The 24,540-nt window shown below is 33.7% G+C and carries 49 protein-coding genes; 48 read left to right on the plus strand and 1 reads right to left on the minus strand.

Going from position 1 to position 24,540, the window contains the following annotated elements; all coding sequences use genetic code 11:
• The first annotated feature begins 80 nt into the window (after positions 1 to 80).
• The 28 genes from ACHZES_RS22410 (at position 81) to ACHZES_RS22545 (ending at position 11,216) form a co-directional block, all read left to right on the plus strand.
• On the plus strand, positions 81 to 344 hold the full coding sequence (locus tag ACHZES_RS22410) for a helix-turn-helix transcriptional regulator (protein ID WP_158415457.1): 264 nt from the start codon (positions 81 to 83) through the stop codon (positions 342 to 344).
• Entirely contained in the window at positions 316 to 774 is a 459-nt protein-coding gene (def, locus tag ACHZES_RS22415) for a peptide deformylase (protein ID WP_158415456.1), read from the plus strand. Before ACHZES_RS22410 ends, def begins: the two co-directional genes overlap by 29 nt.
• Before the next feature lie 173 nt (positions 775 to 947).
• Positions 948 to 1,151: a hypothetical protein gene (locus ACHZES_RS22420; protein ID WP_395546770.1), complete on the plus strand. Its 204-nt coding sequence runs from the start codon at positions 948 to 950 to the stop codon at positions 1,149 to 1,151.
• A 37-nt stretch (positions 1,152 to 1,188) separates the two neighbouring features.
• Positions 1,189 to 1,443 carry a hypothetical protein gene (locus tag ACHZES_RS22425; protein WP_395546772.1) on the plus strand — a complete coding sequence of 85 codons (255 nt, stop codon included), beginning with the start codon at positions 1,189 to 1,191 and terminating at the stop codon, positions 1,441 to 1,443.
• A 35-nt stretch (positions 1,444 to 1,478) separates the two neighbouring features.
• Entirely contained in the window at positions 1,479 to 1,763 is a 285-nt protein-coding gene (locus ACHZES_RS22430; protein ID WP_395546773.1) for a hypothetical protein, read from the plus strand.
• 11 nt (positions 1,764 to 1,774) lie between these two features.
• Positions 1,775 to 1,981 carry a hypothetical protein gene (locus tag ACHZES_RS22435; RefSeq protein ID WP_395546774.1) on the plus strand — a complete coding sequence of 69 codons (207 nt, stop codon included), beginning with the start codon at positions 1,775 to 1,777 and terminating at the stop codon, positions 1,979 to 1,981.
• Between the two features lie 376 nt (positions 1,982 to 2,357).
• The gene (locus ACHZES_RS22440; protein ID WP_395546775.1) at positions 2,358 to 2,492 is read left to right on the plus strand and encodes a hypothetical protein; all 135 of its coding nucleotides are present in this window, start codon (positions 2,358 to 2,360) and stop codon (positions 2,490 to 2,492) included.
• A 173-nt stretch (positions 2,493 to 2,665) separates the two neighbouring features.
• Complete coding sequence (locus tag ACHZES_RS22445; RefSeq protein WP_395546776.1) at positions 2,666 to 2,854, plus strand: hypothetical protein; 189 nt, start codon at positions 2,666 to 2,668, stop codon at positions 2,852 to 2,854.
• A 23-nt stretch (positions 2,855 to 2,877) separates the two neighbouring features.
• A complete protein-coding gene (locus ACHZES_RS22450) occupies positions 2,878 to 3,114 on the plus strand; it encodes a hypothetical protein (RefSeq protein ID WP_395546777.1) in 237 nt (78 codons plus the stop codon).
• Between the two features lie 76 nt (positions 3,115 to 3,190).
• Complete coding sequence (locus ACHZES_RS22455) at positions 3,191 to 3,406, plus strand: hypothetical protein (RefSeq protein ID WP_395546778.1); 216 nt, start codon at positions 3,191 to 3,193, stop codon at positions 3,404 to 3,406.
• 19 nt (positions 3,407 to 3,425) lie between these two features.
• Entirely contained in the window at positions 3,426 to 3,617 is a 192-nt protein-coding gene (locus ACHZES_RS22460) for a hypothetical protein (RefSeq protein WP_395546779.1), read from the plus strand.
• Between the two features lie 18 nt (positions 3,618 to 3,635).
• Complete coding sequence (locus tag ACHZES_RS22465) at positions 3,636 to 3,914, plus strand: hypothetical protein (RefSeq protein WP_395546780.1); 279 nt, start codon at positions 3,636 to 3,638, stop codon at positions 3,912 to 3,914.
• Positions 3,915 to 3,944: 30 nt separating this feature from the next.
• Complete coding sequence (locus tag ACHZES_RS22470) at positions 3,945 to 4,511, plus strand: hypothetical protein (protein ID WP_395546781.1); 567 nt, start codon at positions 3,945 to 3,947, stop codon at positions 4,509 to 4,511.
• A gap of 106 nt (positions 4,512 to 4,617) precedes the next feature.
• Positions 4,618 to 4,842: a hypothetical protein gene (locus ACHZES_RS22475; protein ID WP_395546783.1), complete on the plus strand. Its 225-nt coding sequence runs from the start codon at positions 4,618 to 4,620 to the stop codon at positions 4,840 to 4,842.
• A gap of 105 nt (positions 4,843 to 4,947) precedes the next feature.
• Complete coding sequence (locus ACHZES_RS22480) at positions 4,948 to 5,124, plus strand: hypothetical protein (protein ID WP_395546784.1); 177 nt, start codon at positions 4,948 to 4,950, stop codon at positions 5,122 to 5,124.
• A 194-nt stretch (positions 5,125 to 5,318) separates the two neighbouring features.
• Positions 5,319 to 6,032 (plus strand): GIY-YIG nuclease family protein, encoded by a 714-nt coding sequence (locus ACHZES_RS22485; RefSeq protein WP_395546785.1) that lies wholly within the window; start codon positions 5,319 to 5,321, stop codon positions 6,030 to 6,032.
• Between the two features lie 47 nt (positions 6,033 to 6,079).
• Entirely contained in the window at positions 6,080 to 6,385 is a 306-nt protein-coding gene (locus ACHZES_RS22490) for a hypothetical protein (protein WP_395546786.1), read from the plus strand.
• An 18-nt stretch (positions 6,386 to 6,403) separates the two neighbouring features.
• Positions 6,404 to 6,580 (plus strand): hypothetical protein, encoded by a 177-nt coding sequence (locus tag ACHZES_RS22495; RefSeq protein ID WP_395546788.1) that lies wholly within the window; start codon positions 6,404 to 6,406, stop codon positions 6,578 to 6,580.
• Positions 6,581 to 6,614: 34 nt separating this feature from the next.
• Positions 6,615 to 6,863: a hypothetical protein gene (locus ACHZES_RS22500; protein WP_395546789.1), complete on the plus strand. Its 249-nt coding sequence runs from the start codon at positions 6,615 to 6,617 to the stop codon at positions 6,861 to 6,863.
• A gap of 36 nt (positions 6,864 to 6,899) precedes the next feature.
• Positions 6,900 to 7,055, plus strand: coding sequence for a hypothetical protein (locus ACHZES_RS22505; protein WP_395546790.1), 156 nt, complete (start codon positions 6,900 to 6,902; stop codon positions 7,053 to 7,055).
• Positions 7,056 to 7,079: 24 nt separating this feature from the next.
• The gene (locus ACHZES_RS22510; RefSeq protein ID WP_395546792.1) at positions 7,080 to 7,253 is read left to right on the plus strand and encodes a hypothetical protein; all 174 of its coding nucleotides are present in this window, start codon (positions 7,080 to 7,082) and stop codon (positions 7,251 to 7,253) included.
• Positions 7,254 to 7,295: 42 nt separating this feature from the next.
• Positions 7,296 to 7,628, plus strand: a complete 333-nt coding sequence (locus ACHZES_RS22515) for a hypothetical protein (RefSeq protein WP_395546794.1) — start codon at positions 7,296 to 7,298, stop codon at positions 7,626 to 7,628.
• A gap of 15 nt (positions 7,629 to 7,643) precedes the next feature.
• Positions 7,644 to 7,880 carry a hypothetical protein gene (locus ACHZES_RS22520; RefSeq protein ID WP_404820275.1) on the plus strand — a complete coding sequence of 79 codons (237 nt, stop codon included), beginning with the start codon at positions 7,644 to 7,646 and terminating at the stop codon, positions 7,878 to 7,880.
• A 29-nt stretch (positions 7,881 to 7,909) separates the two neighbouring features.
• A complete protein-coding gene (locus ACHZES_RS22525) occupies positions 7,910 to 8,104 on the plus strand; it encodes a hypothetical protein (protein ID WP_395546798.1) in 195 nt (64 codons plus the stop codon).
• Positions 8,105 to 8,133: 29 nt separating this feature from the next.
• Positions 8,134 to 8,478: a hypothetical protein gene (locus ACHZES_RS22530; protein ID WP_395546799.1), complete on the plus strand. Its 345-nt coding sequence runs from the start codon at positions 8,134 to 8,136 to the stop codon at positions 8,476 to 8,478.
• Between the two features lie 29 nt (positions 8,479 to 8,507).
• Complete coding sequence (locus ACHZES_RS22535; RefSeq protein WP_395546800.1) at positions 8,508 to 8,801, plus strand: hypothetical protein; 294 nt, start codon at positions 8,508 to 8,510, stop codon at positions 8,799 to 8,801.
• A 99-nt stretch (positions 8,802 to 8,900) separates the two neighbouring features.
• Positions 8,901 to 9,704 carry a tyrosine-type recombinase/integrase gene (locus ACHZES_RS22540; RefSeq protein WP_395546801.1) on the plus strand — a complete coding sequence of 268 codons (804 nt, stop codon included), beginning with the start codon at positions 8,901 to 8,903 and terminating at the stop codon, positions 9,702 to 9,704.
• A 78-nt stretch (positions 9,705 to 9,782) separates the two neighbouring features.
• Positions 9,783 to 11,216 (plus strand): toll/interleukin-1 receptor domain-containing protein, encoded by a 1,434-nt coding sequence (locus ACHZES_RS22545; protein ID WP_395546802.1) that lies wholly within the window; start codon positions 9,783 to 9,785, stop codon positions 11,214 to 11,216.
• Between the two features lie 104 nt (positions 11,217 to 11,320).
• Here ACHZES_RS22545 and ACHZES_RS22550 read toward each other — a convergent pair whose 3' ends face one another.
• Positions 11,321 to 11,617 carry a helix-turn-helix domain-containing protein gene (locus ACHZES_RS22550; RefSeq protein WP_395546803.1) on the minus strand — a complete coding sequence of 99 codons (297 nt, stop codon included), beginning with the start codon at positions 11,615 to 11,617 and terminating at the stop codon, positions 11,321 to 11,323.
• Between the two features lie 195 nt (positions 11,618 to 11,812).
• Between ACHZES_RS22550 and ACHZES_RS22555 the strand changes: the two genes are divergently transcribed.
• The 20 genes from ACHZES_RS22555 (at position 11,813) to ACHZES_RS22650 (ending at position 24,513) form a co-directional block, all read left to right on the plus strand.
• Positions 11,813 to 12,154, plus strand: coding sequence for a type II toxin-antitoxin system PemK/MazF family toxin (locus tag ACHZES_RS22555; RefSeq protein WP_395546804.1), 342 nt, complete (start codon positions 11,813 to 11,815; stop codon positions 12,152 to 12,154).
• Positions 12,155 to 12,165: 11 nt separating this feature from the next.
• Complete coding sequence (locus tag ACHZES_RS22560) at positions 12,166 to 12,462, plus strand: hypothetical protein (RefSeq protein WP_395546805.1); 297 nt, start codon at positions 12,166 to 12,168, stop codon at positions 12,460 to 12,462.
• A gap of 434 nt (positions 12,463 to 12,896) precedes the next feature.
• A complete protein-coding gene (locus tag ACHZES_RS22565) occupies positions 12,897 to 15,053 on the plus strand; it encodes a DUF262 domain-containing protein (RefSeq protein WP_395546807.1) in 2,157 nt (718 codons plus the stop codon).
• 1 nt (position 15,054) lies between these two features.
• Complete coding sequence (locus ACHZES_RS22570) at positions 15,055 to 15,849, plus strand: hypothetical protein (protein WP_395546809.1); 795 nt, start codon at positions 15,055 to 15,057, stop codon at positions 15,847 to 15,849.
• 196 nt (positions 15,850 to 16,045) lie between these two features.
• Entirely contained in the window at positions 16,046 to 16,216 is a 171-nt protein-coding gene (locus tag ACHZES_RS22575; protein WP_395546811.1) for a hypothetical protein, read from the plus strand.
• A gap of 53 nt (positions 16,217 to 16,269) precedes the next feature.
• The gene (locus tag ACHZES_RS22580) at positions 16,270 to 16,692 is read left to right on the plus strand and encodes a hypothetical protein (RefSeq protein WP_395546813.1); all 423 of its coding nucleotides are present in this window, start codon (positions 16,270 to 16,272) and stop codon (positions 16,690 to 16,692) included.
• A gap of 31 nt (positions 16,693 to 16,723) precedes the next feature.
• Positions 16,724 to 17,005, plus strand: coding sequence for a hypothetical protein (locus ACHZES_RS22585; RefSeq protein ID WP_395546816.1), 282 nt, complete (start codon positions 16,724 to 16,726; stop codon positions 17,003 to 17,005).
• Positions 17,006 to 17,047: 42 nt separating this feature from the next.
• The gene (locus ACHZES_RS22590) at positions 17,048 to 17,206 is read left to right on the plus strand and encodes a hypothetical protein (RefSeq protein WP_395546817.1); all 159 of its coding nucleotides are present in this window, start codon (positions 17,048 to 17,050) and stop codon (positions 17,204 to 17,206) included.
• 229 nt (positions 17,207 to 17,435) lie between these two features.
• Positions 17,436 to 17,747, plus strand: coding sequence for a hypothetical protein (locus tag ACHZES_RS22595; RefSeq protein ID WP_395546818.1), 312 nt, complete (start codon positions 17,436 to 17,438; stop codon positions 17,745 to 17,747).
• Between the two features lie 250 nt (positions 17,748 to 17,997).
• Positions 17,998 to 18,372, plus strand: coding sequence for an HNH endonuclease (locus ACHZES_RS22600; protein WP_395546819.1), 375 nt, complete (start codon positions 17,998 to 18,000; stop codon positions 18,370 to 18,372).
• A gap of 14 nt (positions 18,373 to 18,386) precedes the next feature.
• Positions 18,387 to 18,635, plus strand: a complete 249-nt coding sequence (locus tag ACHZES_RS22605) for a hypothetical protein (RefSeq protein ID WP_395546820.1) — start codon at positions 18,387 to 18,389, stop codon at positions 18,633 to 18,635.
• A 53-nt stretch (positions 18,636 to 18,688) separates the two neighbouring features.
• A complete protein-coding gene (locus ACHZES_RS22610; RefSeq protein WP_395546821.1) occupies positions 18,689 to 18,970 on the plus strand; it encodes a hypothetical protein in 282 nt (93 codons plus the stop codon).
• Positions 18,971 to 19,065: 95 nt separating this feature from the next.
• A complete protein-coding gene (locus tag ACHZES_RS22615; protein WP_395546822.1) occupies positions 19,066 to 19,416 on the plus strand; it encodes a hypothetical protein in 351 nt (116 codons plus the stop codon).
• Between the two features lie 36 nt (positions 19,417 to 19,452).
• Complete coding sequence (locus ACHZES_RS22620; RefSeq protein WP_395546823.1) at positions 19,453 to 20,202, plus strand: hypothetical protein; 750 nt, start codon at positions 19,453 to 19,455, stop codon at positions 20,200 to 20,202.
• A 188-nt stretch (positions 20,203 to 20,390) separates the two neighbouring features.
• On the plus strand, positions 20,391 to 20,678 hold the full coding sequence (locus ACHZES_RS22625; protein WP_395546824.1) for a hypothetical protein: 288 nt from the start codon (positions 20,391 to 20,393) through the stop codon (positions 20,676 to 20,678).
• On the plus strand, positions 20,665 to 21,465 hold the full coding sequence (locus ACHZES_RS22630; protein WP_395546926.1) for a tRNA(His) guanylyltransferase Thg1 family protein: 801 nt from the start codon (positions 20,665 to 20,667) through the stop codon (positions 21,463 to 21,465). The genes ACHZES_RS22625 and ACHZES_RS22630 overlap by 14 nt, the downstream gene beginning before the upstream one ends.
• A 48-nt stretch (positions 21,466 to 21,513) precedes the next feature.
• Positions 21,514 to 22,059 (plus strand): hypothetical protein, encoded by a 546-nt coding sequence (locus ACHZES_RS22635; RefSeq protein WP_395546825.1) that lies wholly within the window; start codon positions 21,514 to 21,516, stop codon positions 22,057 to 22,059.
• Positions 22,060 to 22,151: 92 nt separating this feature from the next.
• Positions 22,152 to 22,880 (plus strand): hypothetical protein, encoded by a 729-nt coding sequence (locus tag ACHZES_RS22640; RefSeq protein WP_395546826.1) that lies wholly within the window; start codon positions 22,152 to 22,154, stop codon positions 22,878 to 22,880.
• Between the two features lie 182 nt (positions 22,881 to 23,062).
• Complete coding sequence (locus tag ACHZES_RS22645) at positions 23,063 to 24,064, plus strand: PcfJ domain-containing protein (protein WP_395546827.1); 1,002 nt, start codon at positions 23,063 to 23,065, stop codon at positions 24,062 to 24,064.
• Positions 24,061 to 24,513 carry a hypothetical protein gene (locus tag ACHZES_RS22650; RefSeq protein ID WP_395546828.1) on the plus strand — a complete coding sequence of 151 codons (453 nt, stop codon included), beginning with the start codon at positions 24,061 to 24,063 and terminating at the stop codon, positions 24,511 to 24,513. The genes ACHZES_RS22645 and ACHZES_RS22650 overlap by 4 nt, the downstream gene beginning before the upstream one ends.
• The last annotated feature ends 27 nt before the right edge of the window (positions 24,514 to 24,540 follow it).

Consider the following 24,540-nt stretch of genomic DNA (forward strand, 5'->3'; position numbering starts at 1 on the left):
TTAAGTTGACAGGGCTATTTTATTGTGATAAAATCTGAATGTAAGGTTAACATTACATATAAGAAGGTGGAATAAACTTAATGAAAAATAAGGTTCGTCAATTACGAGAGGCATTGGGTATGACTCAAGAGCAATTGGGTGAAAAAGTCGGAACTTCAAGACAGGCTATAAATGCAATTGAAACAGAAAAAAATGAGCCTTCAATATGGCTTGCGTATGATATAGCACAAGTATTCAATGTGCCGATTGAAAGTGTATTCTTATTTGAAGAAAGTGAACGAAAATCCCGTGCGGATATCAGTAGGAGGTTTACAGATGGCACTAAGAGAAATTCGACTGTTTGATGATCATGTTTTACGTAAAGTAAGCAAACCTGTTGATATGGTTGATGATCGTATCAGAGAAATTCTTGGCGATATGGCAGAAACAATGTATAGCACAGAAAATGGAGGTGGATTAGCCGCATGTCAAGTCGGAATATTACGCCGTTTAGTTGTAATTGATATGGGTCAAGGCTTATTAAAGTTAGTTAATCCCCAAATTGTTGAATCTGAAGGAGAACAACTGGTTATTGAGGGATGCTTAAGTTGTCCTGGTATATGGGGTAGAGTGCGGAGACCCAAAAGAGTATTGGTTAAGGCACTTAATGAAAATGGAGAAGCCATTACAATTGAGGCTTTTGATGAACTTGCAAAGTGTCTATGTCATGAAACTGATCATTTAGATGGAGTATTATTTACAGATAAAGCAATCGAGTATTTAGACATCAAATAGTTCTCGAATTGAATTGTAGCATGTAACTGCCTTTTAACATAGGGTCTTTAAATGTAGTTAAACCTTCCAATGATAGTGATTGGAAGGTTTTTATACGAATCTTTAGATTTAAAATGAAGTTTTATAGAAATATTAAGCAAATAAAATTGTAATTTGATTGGAGGAAAGTAATAATGGATGTTAAAATTTCTTATTTACCAGTTATTTGTATTTCAATTAGGGAATCAGTGCCAGACCAAATTAAAGTTGATCATGAATACATGATTGACCGTCTATCTATTTGGATTGACAGAGAAGGTGATTCTTATGGCACTGTTTATGATGCGAAAAACAGACGTGTTGGTGAAATGATGTTATCACATTTTAGATGCAAATAAAAAATAGATTTTATCTAAAAGGAAGAAGGCGAATATCATGAAACAATATGTTACGTATATATGTGAAAAGTGTAGCAGAGAATCAAGAAATGCTGATGAGATAAGAGAGTGCGAAGCCTCACATTTAGGTCTTACTATAGATGAAAAGTTAGAATATGATGTTCTACAAGAAATTGTTAGAAGACGAAGCTATACTGTCAGTGTAACCAAAAATGAAAAGACTGATAAAGAATTTGAAGATGCAATTATTGAAATGCTTGCGTTTGAAAGAAAGCATGGAATAATCAAGTAGCTACATGAAAGACAGGATTTATAGGAGGATTTAAAATGAATGAATTATTAAAATATTGTGTAGGAAAATTACACGCTGAAGGCTATAGCGATTATATTCTGTTTAATTTAAGTCTGGCATTAGAAGCTGCTAAACATGGTGATAGTATTCTGGAAGTAGATAAAATGGTAAATATCAGAGATATTACAGGAATATCTCCATCATATGATCTATTCAATTATATTGATTCATATTATGGAGATGTCAGCCTGTTAGAGCTTGGAGAAGACGATAAAAATGATTTAATGAATCTTATAACTGAATATACAAACGGGATTTAGGAGGAAATAAAATGAAAAATCAATTAAGAACGTATTTTAGCATTGGTGCAAATACAACCAGAAGACTCACAAAAAGAGAAATTATTGACGCTATTAATAAAAATTTTCCGAATGACGATGATTGCATAGCAATTGCAACTAATACAGAAGTCAGACAAGAAGACGCGATTATAAAAAATCAATCAATAACTTTTGGTAAAATCATTGACTTAGATTGAGATGCACATTTTATAGCTAAGGAGGATGTATGGAATCGTTTTATATTTTAATAAGAAGTTTTTCTATAGGAGCGTTAATAGGGTATGCTATTTCTCGTTTGACTTGCAGAGGAGAGCATAAAAGGGGAGGGAATTATGATGAATTTGGTAAGAGATACGACAAGTGATTATAGCTGCCCATATAGCTATCGACGCATTGAAAAGCGAAAACAAAGACGAAATTTCATAATATGGAATCGAATCGTAGGAAGCATTTTATTATTGCTTTCTTTTTTTGTGCTCTATATGCTGCCAGACCAGGACGGAAATTGGACATTGACGGCTTTGTTGATAATTGTAAGCGCAGCTTTATTCGTAAAGACAGGAGGATTAAGACATGAGTAAGGCAAGGTTTAGATACGAACGGACAGAAAATGGACAAATCAATATTTACTTTGGAGAACAGTACATAACAACATGCGATGACTTTTCAGAAATTCTTAAATTACATAGGGCTTTATTAAGTGCTTAATACATAGCCTTGTCGGTGATCCGGAAGGATAGACCGTAGCTGTCAAAGGCAAACAAGGCATTCCCGGCAGTCAGAAAGTGATTGCTGCTTACCATAGATAATTAGTGGTTGATCTGGCATAGGTCACTAACCGCACATAATTAGCGGTAGATTTAAAATAGGAGGTGTTTTGTATGGGATATGGAGAATTAGAACAGTGCAAGGACTTTGACAAGCTGAAGGTAGTGTTTGATGATGATATGCTTAGATACTTTGAAGGTCAGCTTAAGGGTTATTTAAACGGATCAGAGGAACGTCCAACGATTGTTTGCTGGTGGGAAGGTATGATGAGCACTGATGATTTTATTGAGATGTGTAGTTAATAGATGAGGTATGGGAGGTTATTATGTTAGAAATTACAAACAAAAATTGGAAATATATTAAAGTAAAAGGAAAGTGCCCACGTTGTGGAAATAAGGTTGCAATTGGTAGTTGCGGGTTTTATGGAGAACCTGGATCATATGAATTTCTTCCGGTGTGTACCAACGAAGATTGTGAAGAATCATATGGATATGGTGGAACAATTAAAATAAGATTCATAAATCATAGAACTGTAAAAATAGATGGATTGTGGGAAACGTAGAGGCAAAGAAACTGTTTGCTTACGAATACAATCGATAGAAGTATGCTTTCATTTGATAATACAGGAGGAAATTACAATGTCAAAAGTAGAATTTTTAGAATTAGACATGGGTATGAGTGAAGAAGCCCTTGTGAAAAAAGCAAAAAGACTAGAAATGGACGGGTATAAATTAACAGGTCAAAGCGGGTATACAATGTTTTATGAGTCAACAGATGAAGAAGATAAAAACGATGTAATTAAAAAACATGAAGAATATATGCAACTTCTTAAAAGTATGGGAATAGATTGCTGATTTAATGGGAGAAAAGTATATGGGAGATCGTAGAGATGACAAAAGAAAAGAAGTTATTCATTTAATATTACAGGAAGATTTTCTTCCGCTGAATATGCAAATTATAAGAGAAGATTCTGAGTTTAGAGCAGCTATGTATGAGATGATAGCGGAAGGAACGCTAAGATTTAGAGACTGTGAAGGTGCTGCTGTTGAATTAAATGAGGCGTAGATTAAAGGAGAAAGAAGTATGAGTGAATATAAGATGGAGTATGTAAAAACCTTAAGAGATGAGGACATGGTATGGATTCAAAAAGATGGTGATGACACTGAGATTAAGCAGCTCATAGGTATTGATTCAGAGCAGAAATATGGAATAGGGGATAGCTTTGTACATGTAAATATTGCAACAAAGCCGAATGATGTATTGAAATGTGAATGGAATGGAAGAACATTTTATTATGTTGTGATCAATCCGGTAGATGATGTTATGGCATTTTGTTATATATTGTATCCAGAGACACAGTAAAGCGCGATTTTATAATAAATGGAGGAGATTATGTTAGCAGTAAATTATAGAGAAGAAGAAAAATACGGATGTCCTAATTTTGGATGTGATAGATGGAGAAGGGATGCCTCCTATATGGGAAATCAACCAGCAGGAACATGTAGATCATGTGGTCTACATTATCAAATATTTGCCGATGGAATAACGGAATCATCTGTTGGTTTTGGGACTGGCAGACAAGATAACAATGGTAAAGATATTATGGAATACCCTAAATTAATTTCGCACCCAAGAAGAGGCATTCCTAAGTGGAATTATGGAATACCAGATGTTCGCCCGGAATATGGTGAATATTGGAGTCCAAGGGGATTGGGATATGATCTAAGTGGATTCGTTAAGTCAAAGCAAGCGGGTGAACGACTATTGCAGCTTGTTATAGAAGTACTTAATAACGAAAATCCTTCCTCTTGGTTGGATTATAGAGAACGAGAACCAGAGTGGATTCAGTTTAAGTTTCAGAAGGAAGAATTTAATTTATCCAAACTGGAAAAGATGGTTTTAGAAAATAATAAGATTATCAACAAGGAAATATTGTTGTCTTGTGCTATATGCCAATAGAAGAGATATTTCAAAGAGTACATGGTAAAAATTAGGCCGGTAGCTGTCAAATGCTACCGGCTGATTTGTTGCATTAAAACAGGCAGATGAAAATGGAGGATATGATATGACTGAATTTATAGAAGTGGATTTACTTGCGAATTTTCCTGCTCGGCAGCTTGGTTTGTATCAAAAGGTGGTAAAAGAATATGGTGATACAACAATCTATATATCTGATGAGGCATATGACATTATGGGGAATAGCTTACAAGGATATTATTCACTAAGAACCAAATCAAACTGTAACAGATCAGGCTTTTGGAAACTGTTTAACAAGTTAAGAAACAATTGAAAGATTACCACTGGATTTCCGGTGGTATTTTATTACCATAAGAACAATCATTTAATTATGATAATTAGGATTTATGAGATGAAAGGGAGTATTGAGGAGGATATTATGAAACAGATTAAAAAATATATCTTTACAAATTTAAGAAAGAATTTCTGTAATCATGAGTTTTATAATCTCGAAGATGATAAAGATCTGATGCGAAAAGATGGCTTTATTTTTCAAACATGCAAAAAATGCGGAAGAAGAATTAAAACTATTAAAATAAATGAAACGTTCTGGTAGGGCTAAGATTTCGATAGCCATCACGTTCCTGAGCGGCTGGAACTGCCGGTGGTAATTAGCTCTAGGACATCCTGGTTTTAACCAGAAAACTGAGATTTTACTGATGAAAGAACTATTTCTTAAAGTAGTATATGATATTGTATCGTGATATAATTAAGAGATAAAGAGCTTAAGTGTAAAATGGAGGAATCTCTATGAGCAACGAACCAGTTATTCATTTTGGTATTGCAATGAAATCCAAATCTCGTGGCTATAGATTGACGCGTGATAATTATGCTACTATATCAAATAAAAGTACACATGGGAAAAATATGCATTATATCCAGGCGTTAAAAGATAATAATCAAAGAATTATTGCATTATATTCAAAAATATATGCCGATGAAGAAGGGCTTGTCTATAGTGAGAGTTGGTGCGAAAAACGCTTAGTTGAAGCAATGCAGAATTATGATCTTAACATGGAGTTTTTTAAGAAATTAGACGCAGTAAAATTTAATAATGAATTAATGAATTTTCTTGAGACTACAGATTTTTTTGAAGTCACTGATTTGAGTAAATTTTCATGTCCAGGATACTATGCAATGGTACTAGGGGAATATAGTCAAATTTATATTGGAACTTCAACAGATATTAAGAGACGGATAGGACAACATTGGTCTGGTGGAAAAATGAAATTAGATAGATTATTATGTGGTGATATGACCAGATCTAAATTATCTATAGATAGTTTTAGAGCACTGGATACAACGAGAATATTTGTTTATCCAACAGACAATACTTTTTATAAAGAAGATCAATTTATTAATTGTATTTCGAATGAGTTTGTTTGTAACAGGATTAAAGGAGGCAATATTGAACTTGGATCACTTGAGGCTGTAGCAAGTATTAAAACCAGAGTTTTAGAATAAGGATTATGATTTACATAAATTTTTATAACAAGGAAGGAGAAGGGTATATGACTGATCACGAAAATGAATTTCATGAAAAGATGCTTTATATTTGCAGAGAGGCGAATAAACAGGGATACAATCCAACGATATTTGCTTCGATGATCAATAAGTATGGTGGTGTTGAAGCTGCTAAAATATTGGTGGTACAAAATGAACCAACCGAGGGATTTTTGCGCTTGTATATGATGAATAGACTGGATTTGACCGCTGAGAGGTTTGTTATTGACAAGGAGTTTTGTGATTTATTTGCTGAAAGAGAAATAAATATTAGCAAAGAGCGATTGAGAAGTTATAATTATAAAGTTGACTAGGAGATAGGAGATAATATCATGGGAGCATTAGCATTTGTCGGATTACTTATAGGTTTGTTTCTATGGGGGAAAGAAAGCGTCACTCCAAACACACCGGCCGAGAACACAAGAGATTTAGACGGGATCATGAGAGATTCTAGTAAATATTCAAAGAAAGAGATGACGAAAAGAATCAACAACGGGCACTACAAATGAATGAATAGAATACATTGCTGACAGCCATCGGATTATGAAAATCTGGTGGCTTTTGTATTATGAAAATAGTATAATGGAGGAAGATTATATGAATGGCTTAGATGGATATAAATTGATTGGTATGTTTGGTTGTGGTAATGAGTATATGGCGGTTATCGAAGCAGCACATGGAACTCATGTAATGTCGTCTAACGACTGGGAGCAGCTAAAAAGAAGCCTAGGTTGGGAGCAGACTCCCACTAGAATGCGTTGTTTCCGAAAAGAAAGAGGCAATGTGGCATAGTAAATTGTTTTAACGGTTTGTAATTGGAGGAATGTTATGAAAATTAAAACATGGCTTGATAGAAAAGGTGATTTAACAATGTCGGAAATTAGACTAGATGAACAGGACTTAAATTACAAAAAGCGTAGGAATATAACAGAAGCAGAACGTGAAGATTTATTTGAAATCGACGGAAGACAAAGATTGAAATGATTATTTGATGGGAGGTAAAATTATATGAAGTTTTTAGTTATTCTTACTTTTACAGACGAGAGTAATACATGGAACTGGTTTAACACAGAAGAAGAAGCCGTTGCTTGGATTAATGGGTACAAGAAAGACTTTTATGGGCAATTTGAAGTATCAGAATTTGTAGAAGTTGACGTGAAAAGGAAAATTACAATAGATTAATAGTTCTATAGTCAAGTGAAAATTTAAAAGAAAGGAAACCTTATGAAAGAGACGTTAGAAAACTTTAGAAAAAATTTTATTAATAGTAATTATGACATTGCAGACATATCGTCTTATGGGGATATTCCTCATGAATTAATGGGAGAGGATGTATATACTTATACTTTTCTTTTTAAAAATGAAGAGATTATGATTAACTATGTAATGAATACATATAATTTATCAAGGGAAGATATTTTAATGCAAATAAAGGAAGAAGAGACACTTCGTGAAGAATATGGAAAAGAAAATTATTTAAGGTCAGTCCAAATAAAGATAGATTTATTTGCGTCAGAATTATTGGACGGAAGTTATATATTGTGGCAAGCTTATTAATATAGAAGATGAAATTTGAGTTTGGTTGAGGAAGGAAGTGTTTTAGTGCAAGAAAGATATAGGCTTATTAAAGATCTGAACACAGAAGATACATGGGAATATGATAAGGGAAATACTACTCTTAAAAAAGGACTCACATGTTATTTAGATGATTGGAATAGATCGCTTACTATTATGTATGATGGGAAGGCTATATGTGACTTTGATAGTAAGATGGCAAACGATTACTTTGAAAAGGTTAATGAAATCTAAGATTCATATAAGAGGAGTGTTAAAATTATATGGGAAAATATATGCAAAACGAGAGTCTTGACATAGCGGTTGGTGCAATTGTCGACGAAGAGATAAAAAAATATAAGCTGAGATTATTAGAGGAGATGTCAAAACATTTTAATAATCCGTATTGCGCAAGTACAGATATTGGAAAAGTGATGTATGAAAAAGAGATCGTGGGTATTATTGATAGGATCAGTTGATATCAAAGGTTCACATGGAGGGGCATAATATGTACATAATTAAAGATAGCAATGAGAGGTATTTTGTGAACTGGATTGGTAGTACTCCGGTTTTTAATGGGGATATATTTTCAGCAAAGGCACTTAACGAGAGTGATGCAAATAAGGCAATAATATCTTTAAAAATGATAGTCAAAGGCAACTACGAAAAAATATTGTGTGACGAGGAATCTATTAAGAAGATGAATAGAGCTAAACCTGAATGGTATCGTCAGCAGATTGAAAAATTGCTAAAGCAATATGAACAGAAATCAAAAGATACCTATGATTCAAATGGAGCGTACTTAATCTACGAGCAGGTTATTGATGAATTGGAATCAATATTAGATGAATGAAACTAGGTTTTCAAAGGGAGGGGGATTTGATGGAGGAACTAAAAAGGCAGTTTACTGAAGATATGAGGCGGCTTTGTATAGAAATAAAAAATGCCAGCCATAATCCATCGAGATTCATACAAATGTTGACTGATGGTGATTCTGTTGAAGTAGTTAAAAGGCTGATTATGAATGAACCAACCGATACATTTCTAAAATTGGCTACAATCCGCAAATTAAATCTGACTGTTGAATATTATGTGGTCATGTCGAAATATCAAGCATTATTCAGTAAAGAAGAAATAATTAAATGCAAAGAAAGATTAGAACTGTACAAATATTAATTAGAATTAATTTGTAAGTACTACATAGGGCATTGGAGAATAATAATCCGGTGCCTTTTATAGTGCTTATAAGGCGGTGAATATAAGGAGGTAGTCAATATGTCAGCTATGCAGGAAAGTCGTTGTATAATGGAAAATAGGAGTGCAGAAGTGATCCAGTATCCTCATATTAAAGCGGATGGAACACCAGATTTGCGTTATGGTTCTAAGCAAAAGGTAGGTACAAGAGAATCTACAAAAATGGAGTGTTTATACGAACGTGATGATATCATTGCAATATATAAGATATTCCAAGACAGAATTGAAAACGCCGCTTCTCTTTCTAAAGAGAAAATCGCTAGACGAAACCTTACGATGTTTGTTTGTGCCATCAATGTCGGCCTACGAGGTGGAGACTTTTGTTCTCTTAAATGGTCTGACATTTTCGATAAAAATTGGGATTACAAAACATCGGCTGATTATGTACCTGAAAAAACGATTAAGAGAGATGATAGTGGAGAAATCGTCAAGGCCAAACACATTGAACTATCCTGGAACGATGATTTTGAAATAGTACTATCTGATTGGTTGTCTTGGTTGAATAACTATGATTCGGAGCAGGAATTTGATACCTACATCTTTAGAAGTCAAAAGGGCGGGAGCATTAACCCGAAAGAGTGGTGGAAGATAATGGAGACCGTAAGAAAAGATGCCGGTATTAAGCAGAAGATAGGGACTCATGGGCTTAGAAAAACAATGGCCTATCAGTATATTACAAATGCACCGGATAAAAGCCAAGCATTATTGGAGGTATCAAGTCAGCTTGGTCATAGTGATCTACGAATTACAGAAAGATATGCATGTTTGGAAAAGAAAAATATTGAGGCTGGAAAACAGAGAATGTCGTTTATATACGGAAAGTAATGTGGTAGAATGGAGGAAAGAAAGTTCATAAAATAAATGGTTAATTTCTAAACAACTTTATTATTTAGGGGGTAAAAAATGAGTAAACCTACTACTGAGAATCCAAAGGTTTTTATTTCATATGCATGGGGTTCAGAAGAATTCCAGGAAAAGGTATTGTCATTTGCGACAGATTTAGTAAATGATGGTATAGATGTTATATATGATAGGTGGTCACTAAAAGAGGGTAATGATACTTACAAGTTTATGGAACAATGCGTAAATGACTCGAGTATCAACAATGTTTTAATACTCCTTAGCCCCAATTATGAGAAAAAGGCAAATGAGAGAAGCGGTGGGGTTGGAACTGAAACGCAAATTATTTCACCAGAGATTTACAATAGAGTGGAACAGGAGAAGTTCTTGCCGGTTGTTTTTGAAGTGGGAGAAAATGGAGAAGTACCCAAACCTACATATTTAAAAGGGTTGCTTCATTTTGATTTGTCTGACGGTGATCGTTATGATACAGAATATCAAAGACTTGTAAAAAGGCTGTACGGAATAGAAATCGTGAAAAAACCAGAGCTTGGCAATAGACCAGCTTGGCTTGAAACTACTGCAACAGTTGGTGTGAAAGTTAGAAATTCATACAGTGTATTAAAGAGTAATTTGGCCAACATCGTTAAAAAAGAGCAGCTAGAGTCATACCTTTCAGATCTAAAGAATAAAATTCTTGAATTCAAAAAAGAAGAAACCTTTCAGGGCGAAATGGGCTACGATGCATACATCGCCTTATACGAAGAAACAAAAACTATACGTGATGAGTTTATATTATTAATGCGTCACATATCATTCGTCGACGATGGAGAAAAATTAGTTGCAACAAAATTTGAAGAAATACATGAAATCTTAATTAGAGAATATGGAATTATAAATGATATTCGAAAAACACTCTTACATGAACTTTTTATTTATGTTATAGCAATTTACTACAAAAGTAAAAACTATGAAGCACTTTCTTATACATTAAATAAAACTTACTTTACTTATGATTTTCAAAATCCCACACAAAGTTTTACTGCGATATACTATAATAATGAGCACTTAGATAATGCAATGAACAAACGAGATAATAAAAAATACCATTCAGGAACAGCGCAGTATTGGATAGATAATATAAATACAGAAATATGTTCGAAAAATGATTTTATATTTGCCGATGAATTATGCTATAATGCATCTATTTTTGCTAATTGTAAGGCTTCATGGCATTGGTTCCCGTTAACATATGTATATGATAATTATAATGCTATGATGAGAAAATTTTCTATAAGATTACAATCAAAAGAACATCTAAGTGAAACTGCCTCCATCTTTGGACATAGTGTTGAATCATTTAAGAGAAAATTTTCTATTATTGAAGCAAATTTTAAAAATGATGATTTTAAATATAACAGATATAGCGGTCATTTTGAATATGCACCTATTCTATGCGAATATATTAAGTCAGAAGAGTTAGGGATATTAAATTAAAACAAATAAAGATTAATTAAAATTTTTACATCGCCTATAATTATTTTAGTAATAAATGTTTCTTAAAAGAACTGTTTCATCAATATGAGAGAAAGACGATAGATTTATTTACTATCGTCTTTCTTTACGTCCTGTTGCATTTTGTCAACATATAAGAGTAATCGACTAACGGTAGGATCATCAGAAACGATAATGTCGTTAGGGGTACATTCTAACTCGCGACAAATCGCCTCAAGAGTATCAAATGAGATGCGAGTTGTTTCGCCTTCGTAAATTTTTTCGGCAGCATCTCGTCCTATTCCTATGGATTTCGCAAATTGATTAATATTAGTTTCTCCAAGTCGTGCGCTGGTGTTATGCGGGAATTTTTCGTCTACTAACTTTTTTAAATTTAATCGCATATTGCTCTGCCCCCTAATTGTATTGTTGAGAGTGTGTTCTTTAACGTGTACTTTTAACATTATATACTATATCACATATTGTAGTATAATAAAATACATTTTTAACAATATACTATTGACAGTACAATGTTAAGATGGTATTATATGTAATATAAAAGTTAATACCGTACATAAGTAACGGAAAGGAGGTAGCGTATGGAAATTAAAAGGATGGAAATCTTCCGTGTTAATCTAAGTGGCGGTGTTGGAAGAGAAGAAAATAAAATCAGACCATGTTTAGTGGTTTCTAATGATATTGGTAATAAATGCTCAGATATAATTACCATTATACCTATAACCTCAACCAAACGTATGCTTCCAACTCATGTATGGATAGAGAAAGATGAAGTAAATGGATTGTTAAATGATTCTATGATTATTGCAGAGCAGCTTAGAACAATAGATAAAAGTAGAATTATAGATTATGTGGGCTGTATTGATTCGAGTGTAATAGAAGAAAAGATAAATAATGCCATTAGAATAGCCTTGTGTGCGTAACGGAGGAAAATATGGAAGAAAAAATAATTTTTTTAACTAAAGATCAACTAAAGAAAATGATAGATGAATCTCCTGTTGACTTAATACCAGTTGCAATTGTTAAAGAAGATGGACGTGATGGTGGGAAGTTTTTAAAGGTATGCAAAGGAAAATGTTACGTTTATGTTGATGAATCTAAGTCGATAACTTGCGAGTTTGGAAATATATTTAATAATATAGCATTGTATAATATAAATCAGTTAGATATCAATAGACTTGCCAGAAATGGGACGGAGGTAAAAAATATATTTTTGCCAAATATAACATAAAAAAGACAAGAATCGAACATATATTCGAAAGACCTTGACATGAACGTATGTTCGATTTATAATCATAACCAGTCACAGTGTTATTGATTAAATAAAAAATCACAGTCCGTTTAGCTTCATTGGTGTTGGCGCACCTCCACAAACAGACTGTGATTCTACACATAACATAAATCAAGGCCAGAAACGGCCAGACTTATGAAACATAGCAGATTACTATGCTTGATTGTATTTTACATAATTTCTTTTTATTAGTCAAGTAATTTCATGTATCAGCGTTTTCTGCTATAGATTCCTCATAAATAAAAGAAGAATTTAATATTGTGACCGATCGGTGTAAGGTGACACAGGGTATTTTGATTATCTTGTGGGTGTGTTCAAGTTGCGCATCGGTTGTTTAACACTGTTGACTCATTAGTATAAAAGGCGGTGGCAAAATGGATTCAATGCAAAAACAGCAATTATTGGACGAGTATGCTTCAAATAACATGGCTAAACTCAGAAAAATTTCATATCCGTTATTCATAAAGTTTGGCGGAATATCAGAAAAAGATCATGATGATTTTTACAGTAAAGCCAATGAAGAGTTATGGAAGGCAACAGAAACTTTTGATGAATCAAAGGGGATTCTGTTTGAAGTCTATTTAAAAGGTTGTCTTGCTAGAAAATTCAAAACGGAGATGACTGGATTAAACAGAGAAAAGCGTAGAGCGGACAGACTATCAGTTTCTATTGATACACCCATTGGTGAAAGTGAAAATGCCACAATTGGCGACCTGTTGGCATCTGACTTTGACATTGAAAAAGAAGCATTGGATAAAATTGGTGTTTCAAACGATGAAAAAGTAGAAAAATATCTCAATGGCTTATCGTCGGTTCAACGGAAAATAGTTGAGATGAAGATGGATAATGCTACTATTTCGGAGATTAAATGCAACTTAAACTTAACAGATGGTCAATATGAAGATCATTGTAGGCAAATAAAGTCTTTTCGTAACACGCAAATATTATTTAGAGATAGAACGGCATGTTCAAAAATTGAGGAGAAGAAAATGGGGCAAACATTTACACAGACACTGGAAAAAAGCAAGCCTGATAGGCTTAGTATCGCGGCCATTATCAAAAAGATTGATAATTATACTATCAGGTTTGATCATCCACTCCAGAGGGAATCAGAGCAATGGAGTCCTGGCATGAAGGGGAATCTGATTTCTGACATTTTACAGGGGAATCCAATTCCTGCCCTTGTATTTGCAGAACAGATAATGAATGGACTTGCTATTATATGGGACTTAGATGGAAAGCAACGCTGCACAAATGCACATTCATTCGTTAAGGGCGGATATAAGATTTCAAAAAATATTAGAAGATGGAATATCGAGTATCAGGCTCAAATTAAAAACGAAGATGGAAGCCCAAAACTTGACGATAAAAGATTCCCTATCAGCGAAAGAAGAGAATTTGATATACGTGGGAAAAAGTTCTCAGATTTACCAGAGGAATTGCAGGACAAGTTTAATGAGTATAACTTTGAAATCGTACAGTATTTAAACTGCTCTAGTGAGGATATTGCTTACCACATCGCACGATACAATGAGGGAAAGCCTATGACGGCTTCTCAGAAGGGTATTACTAGGCTTGGAGAGGAGTTTGCTTCAATGGTCAAGAGTATATCTGGTATGCCATTCTTCAAAGATCTTGGTGGGTATAAAGTGTCAGAAGGAAATAATGGCACTGTGAATCGAGTAGTCGTTGAATCCGTAATGGCTGTCAACTTCTTAAATGATTGGAAAAAGAAGCAAGAGGATATATGCGAATACATGAAAGAAAATGCCACTACTGAATGTTTTGACAATTTTGAGGATATGGTTGGAAGAATCACAAATGTTGGAACAGAAGAGGTCTTCAATATGTTTGATTCTAAGGATTCCTTTATTTACTTTGGATTATACGCCAGGTTTATGGATACCGGATTAGATGACAAGAAGTTCATCGAATTTATGGCTGAATTTAATCAGTCATTACATAGCAAAGAGATCGACGGCGTTTCATTTGATAACTTAAATGGAAAATCAACTAAAGATAAAGCCGTGGTTGTCAGCAAGATAAATCATTTAGAGCATTTGATGAATGATTATTTACATATTGAAAAAGCAAAAGTATCAAAGAAAGAGATTAAAACCACATCTGCCGATTATGTGGACAACTTTTCAAAATCAGACTATGTAAAAGCATGTGTAAGTAGTACAAACGATGATATTTGCAAGGCAGCGATTCAGACATTAGATTTTGTACGTGAAAATTCTGGCTCCGAAAAGACAGAGGAAGATGTAGAGTTATATCTATCTATGCTTGATGAGTGGACATTGGATATAGACTATGACTCTAAGCTAATTAACTTGGACAACCTCTCTTCGCTACTTGGTATTGTGGGATATGCATGTGATCATGAATGTGATGACATTGCGCAGAGCTGGTTTGCGGAGTTTGCAAAGAAAAATAGTACATACATAGTGAATCAAAAAGAGAATTATTTACATATGAGAGATGATTTAGATGGCTTTGCTCAGCTGCTAAAGAAGAGGGCGGTGTAATATGGGTGAATCTATTAAAAATTATGACACTTACATAGAAGGAATGGGGAAATCTTTTCAGGACAAGTTGTTCTTTATGGACAAGATTGATGACATTACAGAGTTGGTTGATTTTGGCTGCGCAGACGGAACGTTAATTGAGCATATGTCAAAAGGGCTACCTGGCGTAAGTCTTATAGGATATGACATTAGTCAAGAAATGATTAAATTAGCAAAAGGTAAGGATAAAACGAGTGGATTGTTTACTAGCGATTTTAATGAAGCTTTAAGTATTGTTAATGCTAATAAATCACTCCTAAATTTATCTAGCGTGATTCACGAAGTTTATTCATACTCTATGCCGTATGCCATTAGTGAATTTTGGAATAGTGTATTTAATTCGGGCTTCCAATACATCGCAATCAGAGACTTTTGTGTTAGCTCTTCTGTAAATCGTAAGGCGGATGTGAATGATTGGGTAAAGGTAATACAAAAAGCAAATGCAAATCTAGTATCAGACTACGAAAGTATATGGGGAAGTATAACTGAGAATAGAAATTTAGTACATTTTCTCATGAAATATCGATATGTTTCAAACTGGGAGCGCGAAGTAAGAGAGAATTATTTTCCTATTACTATGGAAAAGTTGCTAAGCAAAATTCCGACCGATAAATACGAAATTATATATTTCGAGGATTACGTGCTCCCATTTACAGCAAATAAGATAGATGAGGATTTTGGAATTCAATTGCATGATAGTACACATGTAAAATTATTACTCAAGAGAAAGTCCGGTGTGATGAAATATCTCTCATAAATTTAAAAGAGATGAATCTCAAACGGTATTGGCAGTACCTCGATTCATCCCTATTTACAGACCTACTACACATGCCCGAATGAGCAAGATCCCGCATAGGGGAAAAGTGAAGTAGAAGTGGCATTAGCCACGATTGAATTATAGCATGTCGGAAAAATACTGTCAAATTGCGCAGTGATATCAAAGGAGGGTATTCATGAAGAATTGCGATAGAGGTGGACACATTATGATTACTGGAACACATTTCGAAAATGGGCAACACAACAGATATGCGGAATGTACAAAATGTCATGTAAGGATTGACGGTAAAAGAACAAATAACAATGATCTGAGTTTTAGAGATATCCTTTTGATGGCGGCAAGATAAAAACGGAATTTTATTTTGAAAATTAATATAAAAAAAGGAGGGTTATAGGAATTATGAATTCTATCATTAGAGAACTACAAAAATCTAAATTAAAACAGGAAGAAAAAGTAAAGATGTGCGAGTACGAGTTGGCAGTAGTAAAAAAGGGATTGATAGAAGAAATACATAAAGAAACGGAGCTATTAAATAAAGTACTAAAATATAATATGATAGAAATTATAAATTATATCCACAAAAGAGGATTAAAGTGTTCATCAATACAAAATGCGGAAACCATATGGCACGATACTGTTTATAGGGTTTCTGACGATTTCTACTTCGCCGATATAATAGCTAAAGATGGAGAAATCGCAATGGACTTAACTCATATTAATAATGGCGGAGCAGGTACTGGGCTTTATAAAATTGTTAAAAATTTGATTGGTTATGACATATCTCCGTTTTGTGAGAAGGAAAAAGTTAAGTACATAGATTGAACCTTTTATGTGGCGGAAAGGAGGAATGGAAATGATTATACTTTATTTATTGGGTGTTCTGCTAATCATGCTTTTAATCTGTATCTATTTATTATTTAAAAATGAAAATACTTGGAAAAAGCATAATATGGTATTAGAAGCTATCTATAAATATAACATGAATATAATCAGTAATGAAGAATTATATGAAGAAAAATTGATTGATTTTGATTGCATTGAAAGTTATGATAAGACATTTTACAGGCTTTATGACTGGGGACTTAAACGCATTGTTCACAAAGATGTATATGAAAAGATTAAAAATTATCTATAGCGAAGAAATGGTTCTTTTATCGGTAAGGAGAGTGATTATGGTATGGATAAAGATGATTATATTTGTAGATATTTTGAAAATGTGAAAATTTTACGTTATCCGGAAGCAGATGTTTTTGTTAACAGGTGCGAAAGAACTGGAAAACAATTTGATGAGTTCCACGGCCCATGTAAAAATTGTAAATACGATACATCTAAATAAAATAAATTTTTCAATCTAATAATGAAAGGCATAAAGGATGAAGATAAAAATAATTAGCAGAGCGAATGGTAATTGGTACAACATCGGAGAAATCTATGACGTGAGAGACGCTGACAAATATTCTGTTATTGGAGTACAAGTATGGAATTCGCACGAAGACAATAAACACCCAGACGTTGTTATGCATGGAGATTATGAGTATATATAACATGTTGATAAAGGAGAAAATATGACAAGCGACCTAATTAGCAGATCAGTGCTTATAAAAGAAATTGAAGACAATTATGATTGTAACTTTGGAGAAATATTAATTGATCCGAGACATTTTCTTGATTTAGTAGATGAGCAAGGCACGATAGAAATTAAGACAAATAACAAAGAAATTTCGATGAAAATTAATCGTCATGAATCTAATTACGGGAGAGGTGGAAGTTTAGTGGCGGTTTTCCCTCATTGTCCTGTTTGTGACAAATGGTTTCCAATTGGTCATAGGCAAAATTATTGTGATAAATGTGGTCAAAAGTTAGATTTTAAATTATAAAAGAGGGATTTTTAAAGGGAATATGTTTGGGGGTGCGGAAGTTGAAATGAGCTTAGAAGAAGCTATTAAACATTGTGAAGATAAAGCAAGGGAGTTAGGCTGCTCAGAGTGTGCAAAAGAACATTTACAGCTTGCAGACTGGCTAAGGGAGCTTAAACAACTAAGAAGAATGCTATGTAACTGAAATTAATTAATACCTAATCATAGCCAGAGAATTAGTATTTCCCAGAGTACCGGGAGAAAGGAAATCATGGGTAATACAGATGTAAAGAGAAAAGCAATCCCTAAAAAGATACGAAAAAGGGTCTATGAAAAATATAATGGGCATTGTGCCTATTGTGGCTGCGAGATGGAGCTTAGTGAAATGCAAGTTGATCATGTGGAATCTTTATACTGGTATGGCGGAGCTGATGATTTAAGTAATTATATGCCAGCGTGTAGGGCATGTAATTTTTACAAAAGCACTTTGCCGTTAGAAGAGTTTAGAGAACATGTAAAGACTATTCCGGAACGTTTGGAGAAGGAATTTATTTATCGTCTCTCTAAAAAATACGGCATTGTTCACGAAATAGATAAGCCGGTGAAGTTTTATTTTGAGACTGTAACCCCAAAGTTTGATTGCTGAAAGGAGGTATAGAAGTGGAGAATGAAAATTTAAATAAAGCAGTTTGTGTATTACAAGACGCACTGAAATATATGAAAATAAACGATGTAAGGATTGACTCGATAGAATTTAAAATTGGAAGCGATTTTTTTAAAGCAGGTATGCCGAAAAATTATACAGTATCTTATAACTTAGAAATGAACGGTGAACATATTAGAATGGCGGAAGGAAATACATTATGTAGGGGAGATGGCAGGTGTTATGAATGCGGACACTGCTTATAATAAACAGATAAAAAGTTGTTTTCATGTAATTAATATAATATAGGAGGAATGGAATGAGAAAAGAGGTAAAGAGAATAGTATTAATTTCTATAATCTGTGTTTCAGGTTTACTTGGTGGATGCTCTTCTTGTAGTAGAATTGGAAAGTCAATCAGTAGTGACATGGGTGGCGGTTTGAATCGTACTGTCACACTTTATGACTATAATGGCGGTGCAATTAAGTCTTGGTCAGGTAAATTTGATGTTTCAGAAAGTGAAAATGAAGTTTATTTTGATGACCAAAATGGGAAACGGGTGATCCTTCATGGTGGAATCGTGGTAAATGAAGAAAACTAACAATTAAAGTAAAGGGTATTATTTTTTTAATCTTACTGCTATACACGTTATAGAATAATAGGTATTAAAACCATCGGTTCAATGGAGGATAGAAGATGGCAGAATTACAAGTAAAAGATATTAAAAATAGAGAAGTAGTTTATGGTTGTGCCTTTAATATCGACTTTGATAGAAATAGCTGGTATGGAGGGCAGGTAGTACATAATATATGCAAACCTGTTAAAGGTATCGTTAGTAAGTGGAAAGAGCAAGATAATTATCCTAATGGGCAATTTTATATTTTAAAAGCAGATGGTTCTCCTAGAAAGTCCGGTGCAGTTTCAACTAATTCCAGGCACTTTGCTCGTACATATGAGGAGTGTACAGAGATTTATAATCAGCTCATCAGAGATAAGATTGAAAAACTCAGGAAAATTGCAGAAGATTTGGAGAATGAATTGTTGTAGGATAAGACACATAATTTAAGAAAGAAAAGGAGAATTATGAATTTAGAAGACAGTATTAGCGGAGTAATTCAGCAGAAATTATCTGATGGAACCATTGAAAACATCATTACTGTAAAGTTAGAAAAAGGTATTAATGAAGCAATGGAAGATTTATTCAGAAGCTATGGAGATGTAGGTAAGGTAATTAAGGATAAAGTTAAAGAAGTATTGATTCCTGCGATTGAAAAACATGATTTTTCTGATCACATTGTTAAACTAGATACTGTTCTAACGGAAATTGTAAACAGCACAACATTAGTAGAGAATAAAACATTACTTGAAAATTTCAAGGATTTGATGGTTGAAGAAGATATCAAAGAAATCAAAACATCAGATCTCTTTGAAAAATGGTGTGAGTTCGTAGCAAAAGAAGTTAATACTAACGGATTAGAAGTTGATACTTGTGATGGAGAGCCTACATATGAATCTGTGAATTGCATAATGGAAGTAGAGCACGTAGATGGCAGAAGTTGGTCTGATATCAAAAAAGCAAATATTATTTTTGAGTGCGAGCATGATGATAAGATGAATTTTATGATTCCAATTAGTCGGTGGGAGAAATATGATGGAGATAATTGGTCAATCAATTATTCAGTAAATCCAGATATTCAATCACTGAGACATATGAGTCAGTTTGAAATTTTCTTGTTTAGATTAAAGAGGTCGTTTACTAAAATAGTAATTGATTATGAATATTCTAATGAAGATGTTGTTCCTGAAGCAGAACCAGAGGTTAGTTTCAGTTGATTGAATACGACTTTCAATTTTGAACAGAATTTTGAGAAAAGAGGTGAATTAATATATCAACACTGAGAGAAGAAGTTTATAAGAAATTACATCCTATATTAGAAGAGCTGGTTGACTTAGCGTGTGGTCAAATCGAAGCAATTGAAAAAGAGAATATATCCGATAAATCAATTGATTTTGATATAGATATGGTACTCGACCAGCTTGAAGATTATGGAAAATACAAAGGCGTTTTAGAACTTGATGATGACAAGTGCGAGAATTACATTCCCATATCAGTTGCAAAGCAGATTGTAAGAGGCAGAGGATTTGGTGGAGTTCTGGGTTATTTAAAAGAGAATGATGAAATAGTTAAAGACTGTTCAACCTGTAAGAATAACGTGGAATATCCACCGCCACATACTTGTGATATTTGTACAAGTCTTGACCAGGAAAAAGAATATGAGATGTGGGAAGGAAAGGATAACAATGAATGATGATTTAGGAAAGCGGATGAAAGAGTATTATGAGCAGATTCCAAAGACAAGATTGGTGCGACGAATGCCAGTAATTATCCGGATTGATGGAAAAGCATTTCACACCTTTACAAGAGGGTTTAAAAGACCGTTTGATGAACTTTTAATTGAAACGATGCAGGAAACAACAAAGTATTTATGTGAAAATATTCAGGGTTGTGTACTTGGTTATACTCAATCTGATGAAATTACATTAGTGCTTGTGGATTATAAGAAATTTACATCGTCCTCTTGGTTTGATTATGAAGTCCAAAAGATGTGTAGTATTGCAGCGAGTATTGCGACTATGGCTTTTAATAACATTTTCAGCAAAAAGTTGGCAGATAAATACTGGAAAGACCTCACAAGTGAATTGGAAGTATACAATGAGGTTCGCGGAAAAGCTATGTTTGACGCTCGCTGTTTCAATATCCCAAAAGAAGAAGTGACCAATTGCATTTATTGGAGACAGCTTGATTGTAGTAGAAATAGTGTTCAAATGGTAGGCCAGGCTAATTTTAGTCATAAGGAGTTGCAGAAAAAATCTTGTAATGATATTCAAGATATGCTTATAACACAAAGGGGAATTAACTGGAATGATTTTCATACATATCAGAAACGAGGAACTTGTGTAATTAAAAAACAAATCCTAGATCCTAAGTGTGAATTCAATTTAGGAAGCTATTGGGAAATTGATAAAGACATTCCTATATTTAAGGGCGAAGGTAGAGAATATATTGATAAGTTGATTTATGTCGGTGAAGAATGAAACACGTCTTTCATTTAAAGATTATGATTAGGAAGGGAGAAAATATTAGTGAAATTTCCAATTGAAATGTATAAGATTCGAGAAGAAGATATGAAGATTCAAGTACCTTACGAGAGGTGTTTAGAAAAGAGAATTATCGATCATACATGTTCTAAGTGTGGCGGCAAGGGGGTACATAGCAAAACAATTAAAGTTTGGAAAGTTGCGCCTAAAACGGTTACTGTGGAGAAAATCGACAGAAGTTTGGGTGACAACTTCTACAAAGGCGTTCAGACCTCTTATAAGAATGGATTAAGGTACTGGACATGTAATTATGAATTTTATAATGAAGCAGATTTATACTTACATTTTACCAAGAGTGAGGCACAAAAAGAATGTGACAAGAGAAATGAAAGCATTAAGGGGCTTTTGGCTGTCAATAGAAAAAACAACTTAACCCCACCGTCGGTAAAATCCGATTATGGTGCAACCGACGATGATAATCAAATGGAGACTATTGATTCACTCATAAAAAGATTGGCGTATTCAGATCCATGTTTTGCTCAATATTTAAGAGATACTGGATATACTGTATGTAGAATTGAATTTCTTTAAGTACACAATATATAGTGAACAAAAAGACTTGAAACTTCGATTTCCTTGGTTAGTGAGGTGGTAATATAGAAAATATAATAGGAAAAGAAATTGTGAACAATAAAGGAACTTTGATGAAAATAGTTGAGGTGAATTCGTTGGCTGATATAGTTGTAGAGTTTCAGGATGAGTATCACTTTAGAAAAAATACAATGTATATAAATTTTAAACGGGGACAGGTCAAAAATCCATATGATATCACAGTTTATGGTGTTGGCATGGTAGGAGAAGGAGAGTATAAAACTTGGGAACAAGGACACATAACGACCGAGTACAGTACATGGGCAGATATGTTAAGAAGATGTTATTCAGAGAAAATAAAAGATAAACAGCTTTCATATTTCGGAATTGTGACGGTTTGTAATAAATGGAAAGTATATCAGCGTTTTGCAGAATGGTATAGCAGCAATAAATACGAGGTAAACGAAAGGCTTCATCTTGATAAAGATATATTATGCCCCGGTAATAAATTATATTCACCCGATACTTGCTTACTGGTTCCGCAAAGAATAAATATGCTTTTGCTAAACAAGCCAAACAAAAGAGGTTTACCGAATGGCATAAGGAAAGTTAAAAATGGATATATGGCACAGTATGATCAATTTGAGCTGGGTATTTATAATACAGTTGAGGAAGCTTATTCTTATTATGCAAAAGAAAAGGAAAAGAAAATCATAGAGGTAGCTGAAGAATATAAAAATATTATCCCCAAAAAGGTTTATGATTCACTTTTAAAGTATAGGGTTAATATTACATATGATCAAAATTACTGCATTGGTTAATATTCGTTTGGAGAATATAAAAGTGGAGGTGATTCAAGATAAGAGTTTATAAAGAGAGACAATTTCTTGTCTTCGACTATGAAGATGGGAGAACGGTAAAATACGATTTCGCAACAAAACAATCGATTGGAATTAAAGGGAAGCCCGTAACAAAACTGTGTAGTCAACTAAGGGGTTTCACAATGGCTCAATTGTGTGAATGTTGTGATGATAAAAAATATGCAAAGTTTTTAGAGTTTGTTCAGAGAATAGAATCTAAAACGTATTATGGCATTAATAATATTGGAACTATTCTCGATAGGGTGCCATTATATTCAAATTACGAACAATTATTTTCAGCCGGCATTGATGAGATATTAGATAATGGCAGGAGTACTGATATGTTTAAGTATACCATAAATGATATTCCCAAAGCACTTATTAAACTATGTAAGAATCACAGTATTCGGTTATCTAATAATTTGCTTGATTTTTATAAAGTAAATCCCAATGCGCATGTGCTCGCCTATAATTTGGAATACATGAGTTTAACTGATAATGATATTTATAAAGTTTGGTCAACCAATAACTATGATTACGATAGAGAAACCGGATATCATTATTGGTCATATTTCAATAAATTGTTAACCGAATATGGGTACACAGCAAAACCTCTTCTTCTTTATCTGGATCAATTAAAGACATTTGAGGCATTAGATGATGTAAAAACGACATTATCAGAATTATATGATTATGCCAATATGATGAATACAATCAGTCCTAAGTTTGATAAGTATCCAAGGCATTTTTTGACGACACATAAAATTGCATGTCGTAATTATGACAGGCTAAAAAGAGAATTTCCAGAAGATATCTTTAAAAAGAGAATAGATAAGTCATTAGAATTTACCTTTAAAGATTACATATTCATATATCCTGATTCGACAGAGGACATTAAAACTGAGGCGGTAAGACAAAATAATTGTGTGGCTTCATATATAGATAAAGTAATTGATGGGAAATGCCATATTCTATTTATGAGAAGAAAGAATGAGCCAGATGAGAGTCTTGTGACGCTAGAGGTGAGAAATAATTACATAGTACAGGCTAAACGGAGATTTAATGATCCTGTCACGAAAGAGGATCAAGAAGCCATAGACAAGTGGAACAAAAATTTTTCTAAAGGAGAGGAGAAAGCAGCATGATTAAGGGAGACAAAATTAAACTGGTAAAACCAATGGGAGCATTTACGAATGTTGGTGAAGTGTGTGAGGTTACAGATGTTGCGGAAGGCGGTGTTATTAGTTTTAGATTTGGGGGAGTTCATCTAGGCTGTATGTCATATGATGAATACGAAAAATACTTTGCACCTTATGACGAACCTGTGCAGGCTGAAAGGAAATGGACGGAGTGGAGCGAATGTGAAATTGAACATATCGATAAGAATGGAATCTGTGATGTAATCATTGAAACACGTGATAATGGTAAAAAGTATCAGGTGAGAACAGTTGATTTTGATGTTGTTTTAAAAGCAGAAGCAACTTGCTCCCCAACGGATGAGTTTAATTGTAACGACGGATATGATTTAGCAGTTGCAAGGTTGAGAACAAAAATGACAGCATGGGACGCACAGGTGCTTGCAAAATCGATGTGATTTTCTCAATCAAATTCCTGTTTCATC

Source organism: Lacrimispora sanguinis (assembly GCF_044987295.1).
Taxonomy (GTDB): Bacteria; Bacillota; Clostridia; order Lachnospirales; family Lachnospiraceae; genus Lacrimispora; species Lacrimispora celerecrescens_B.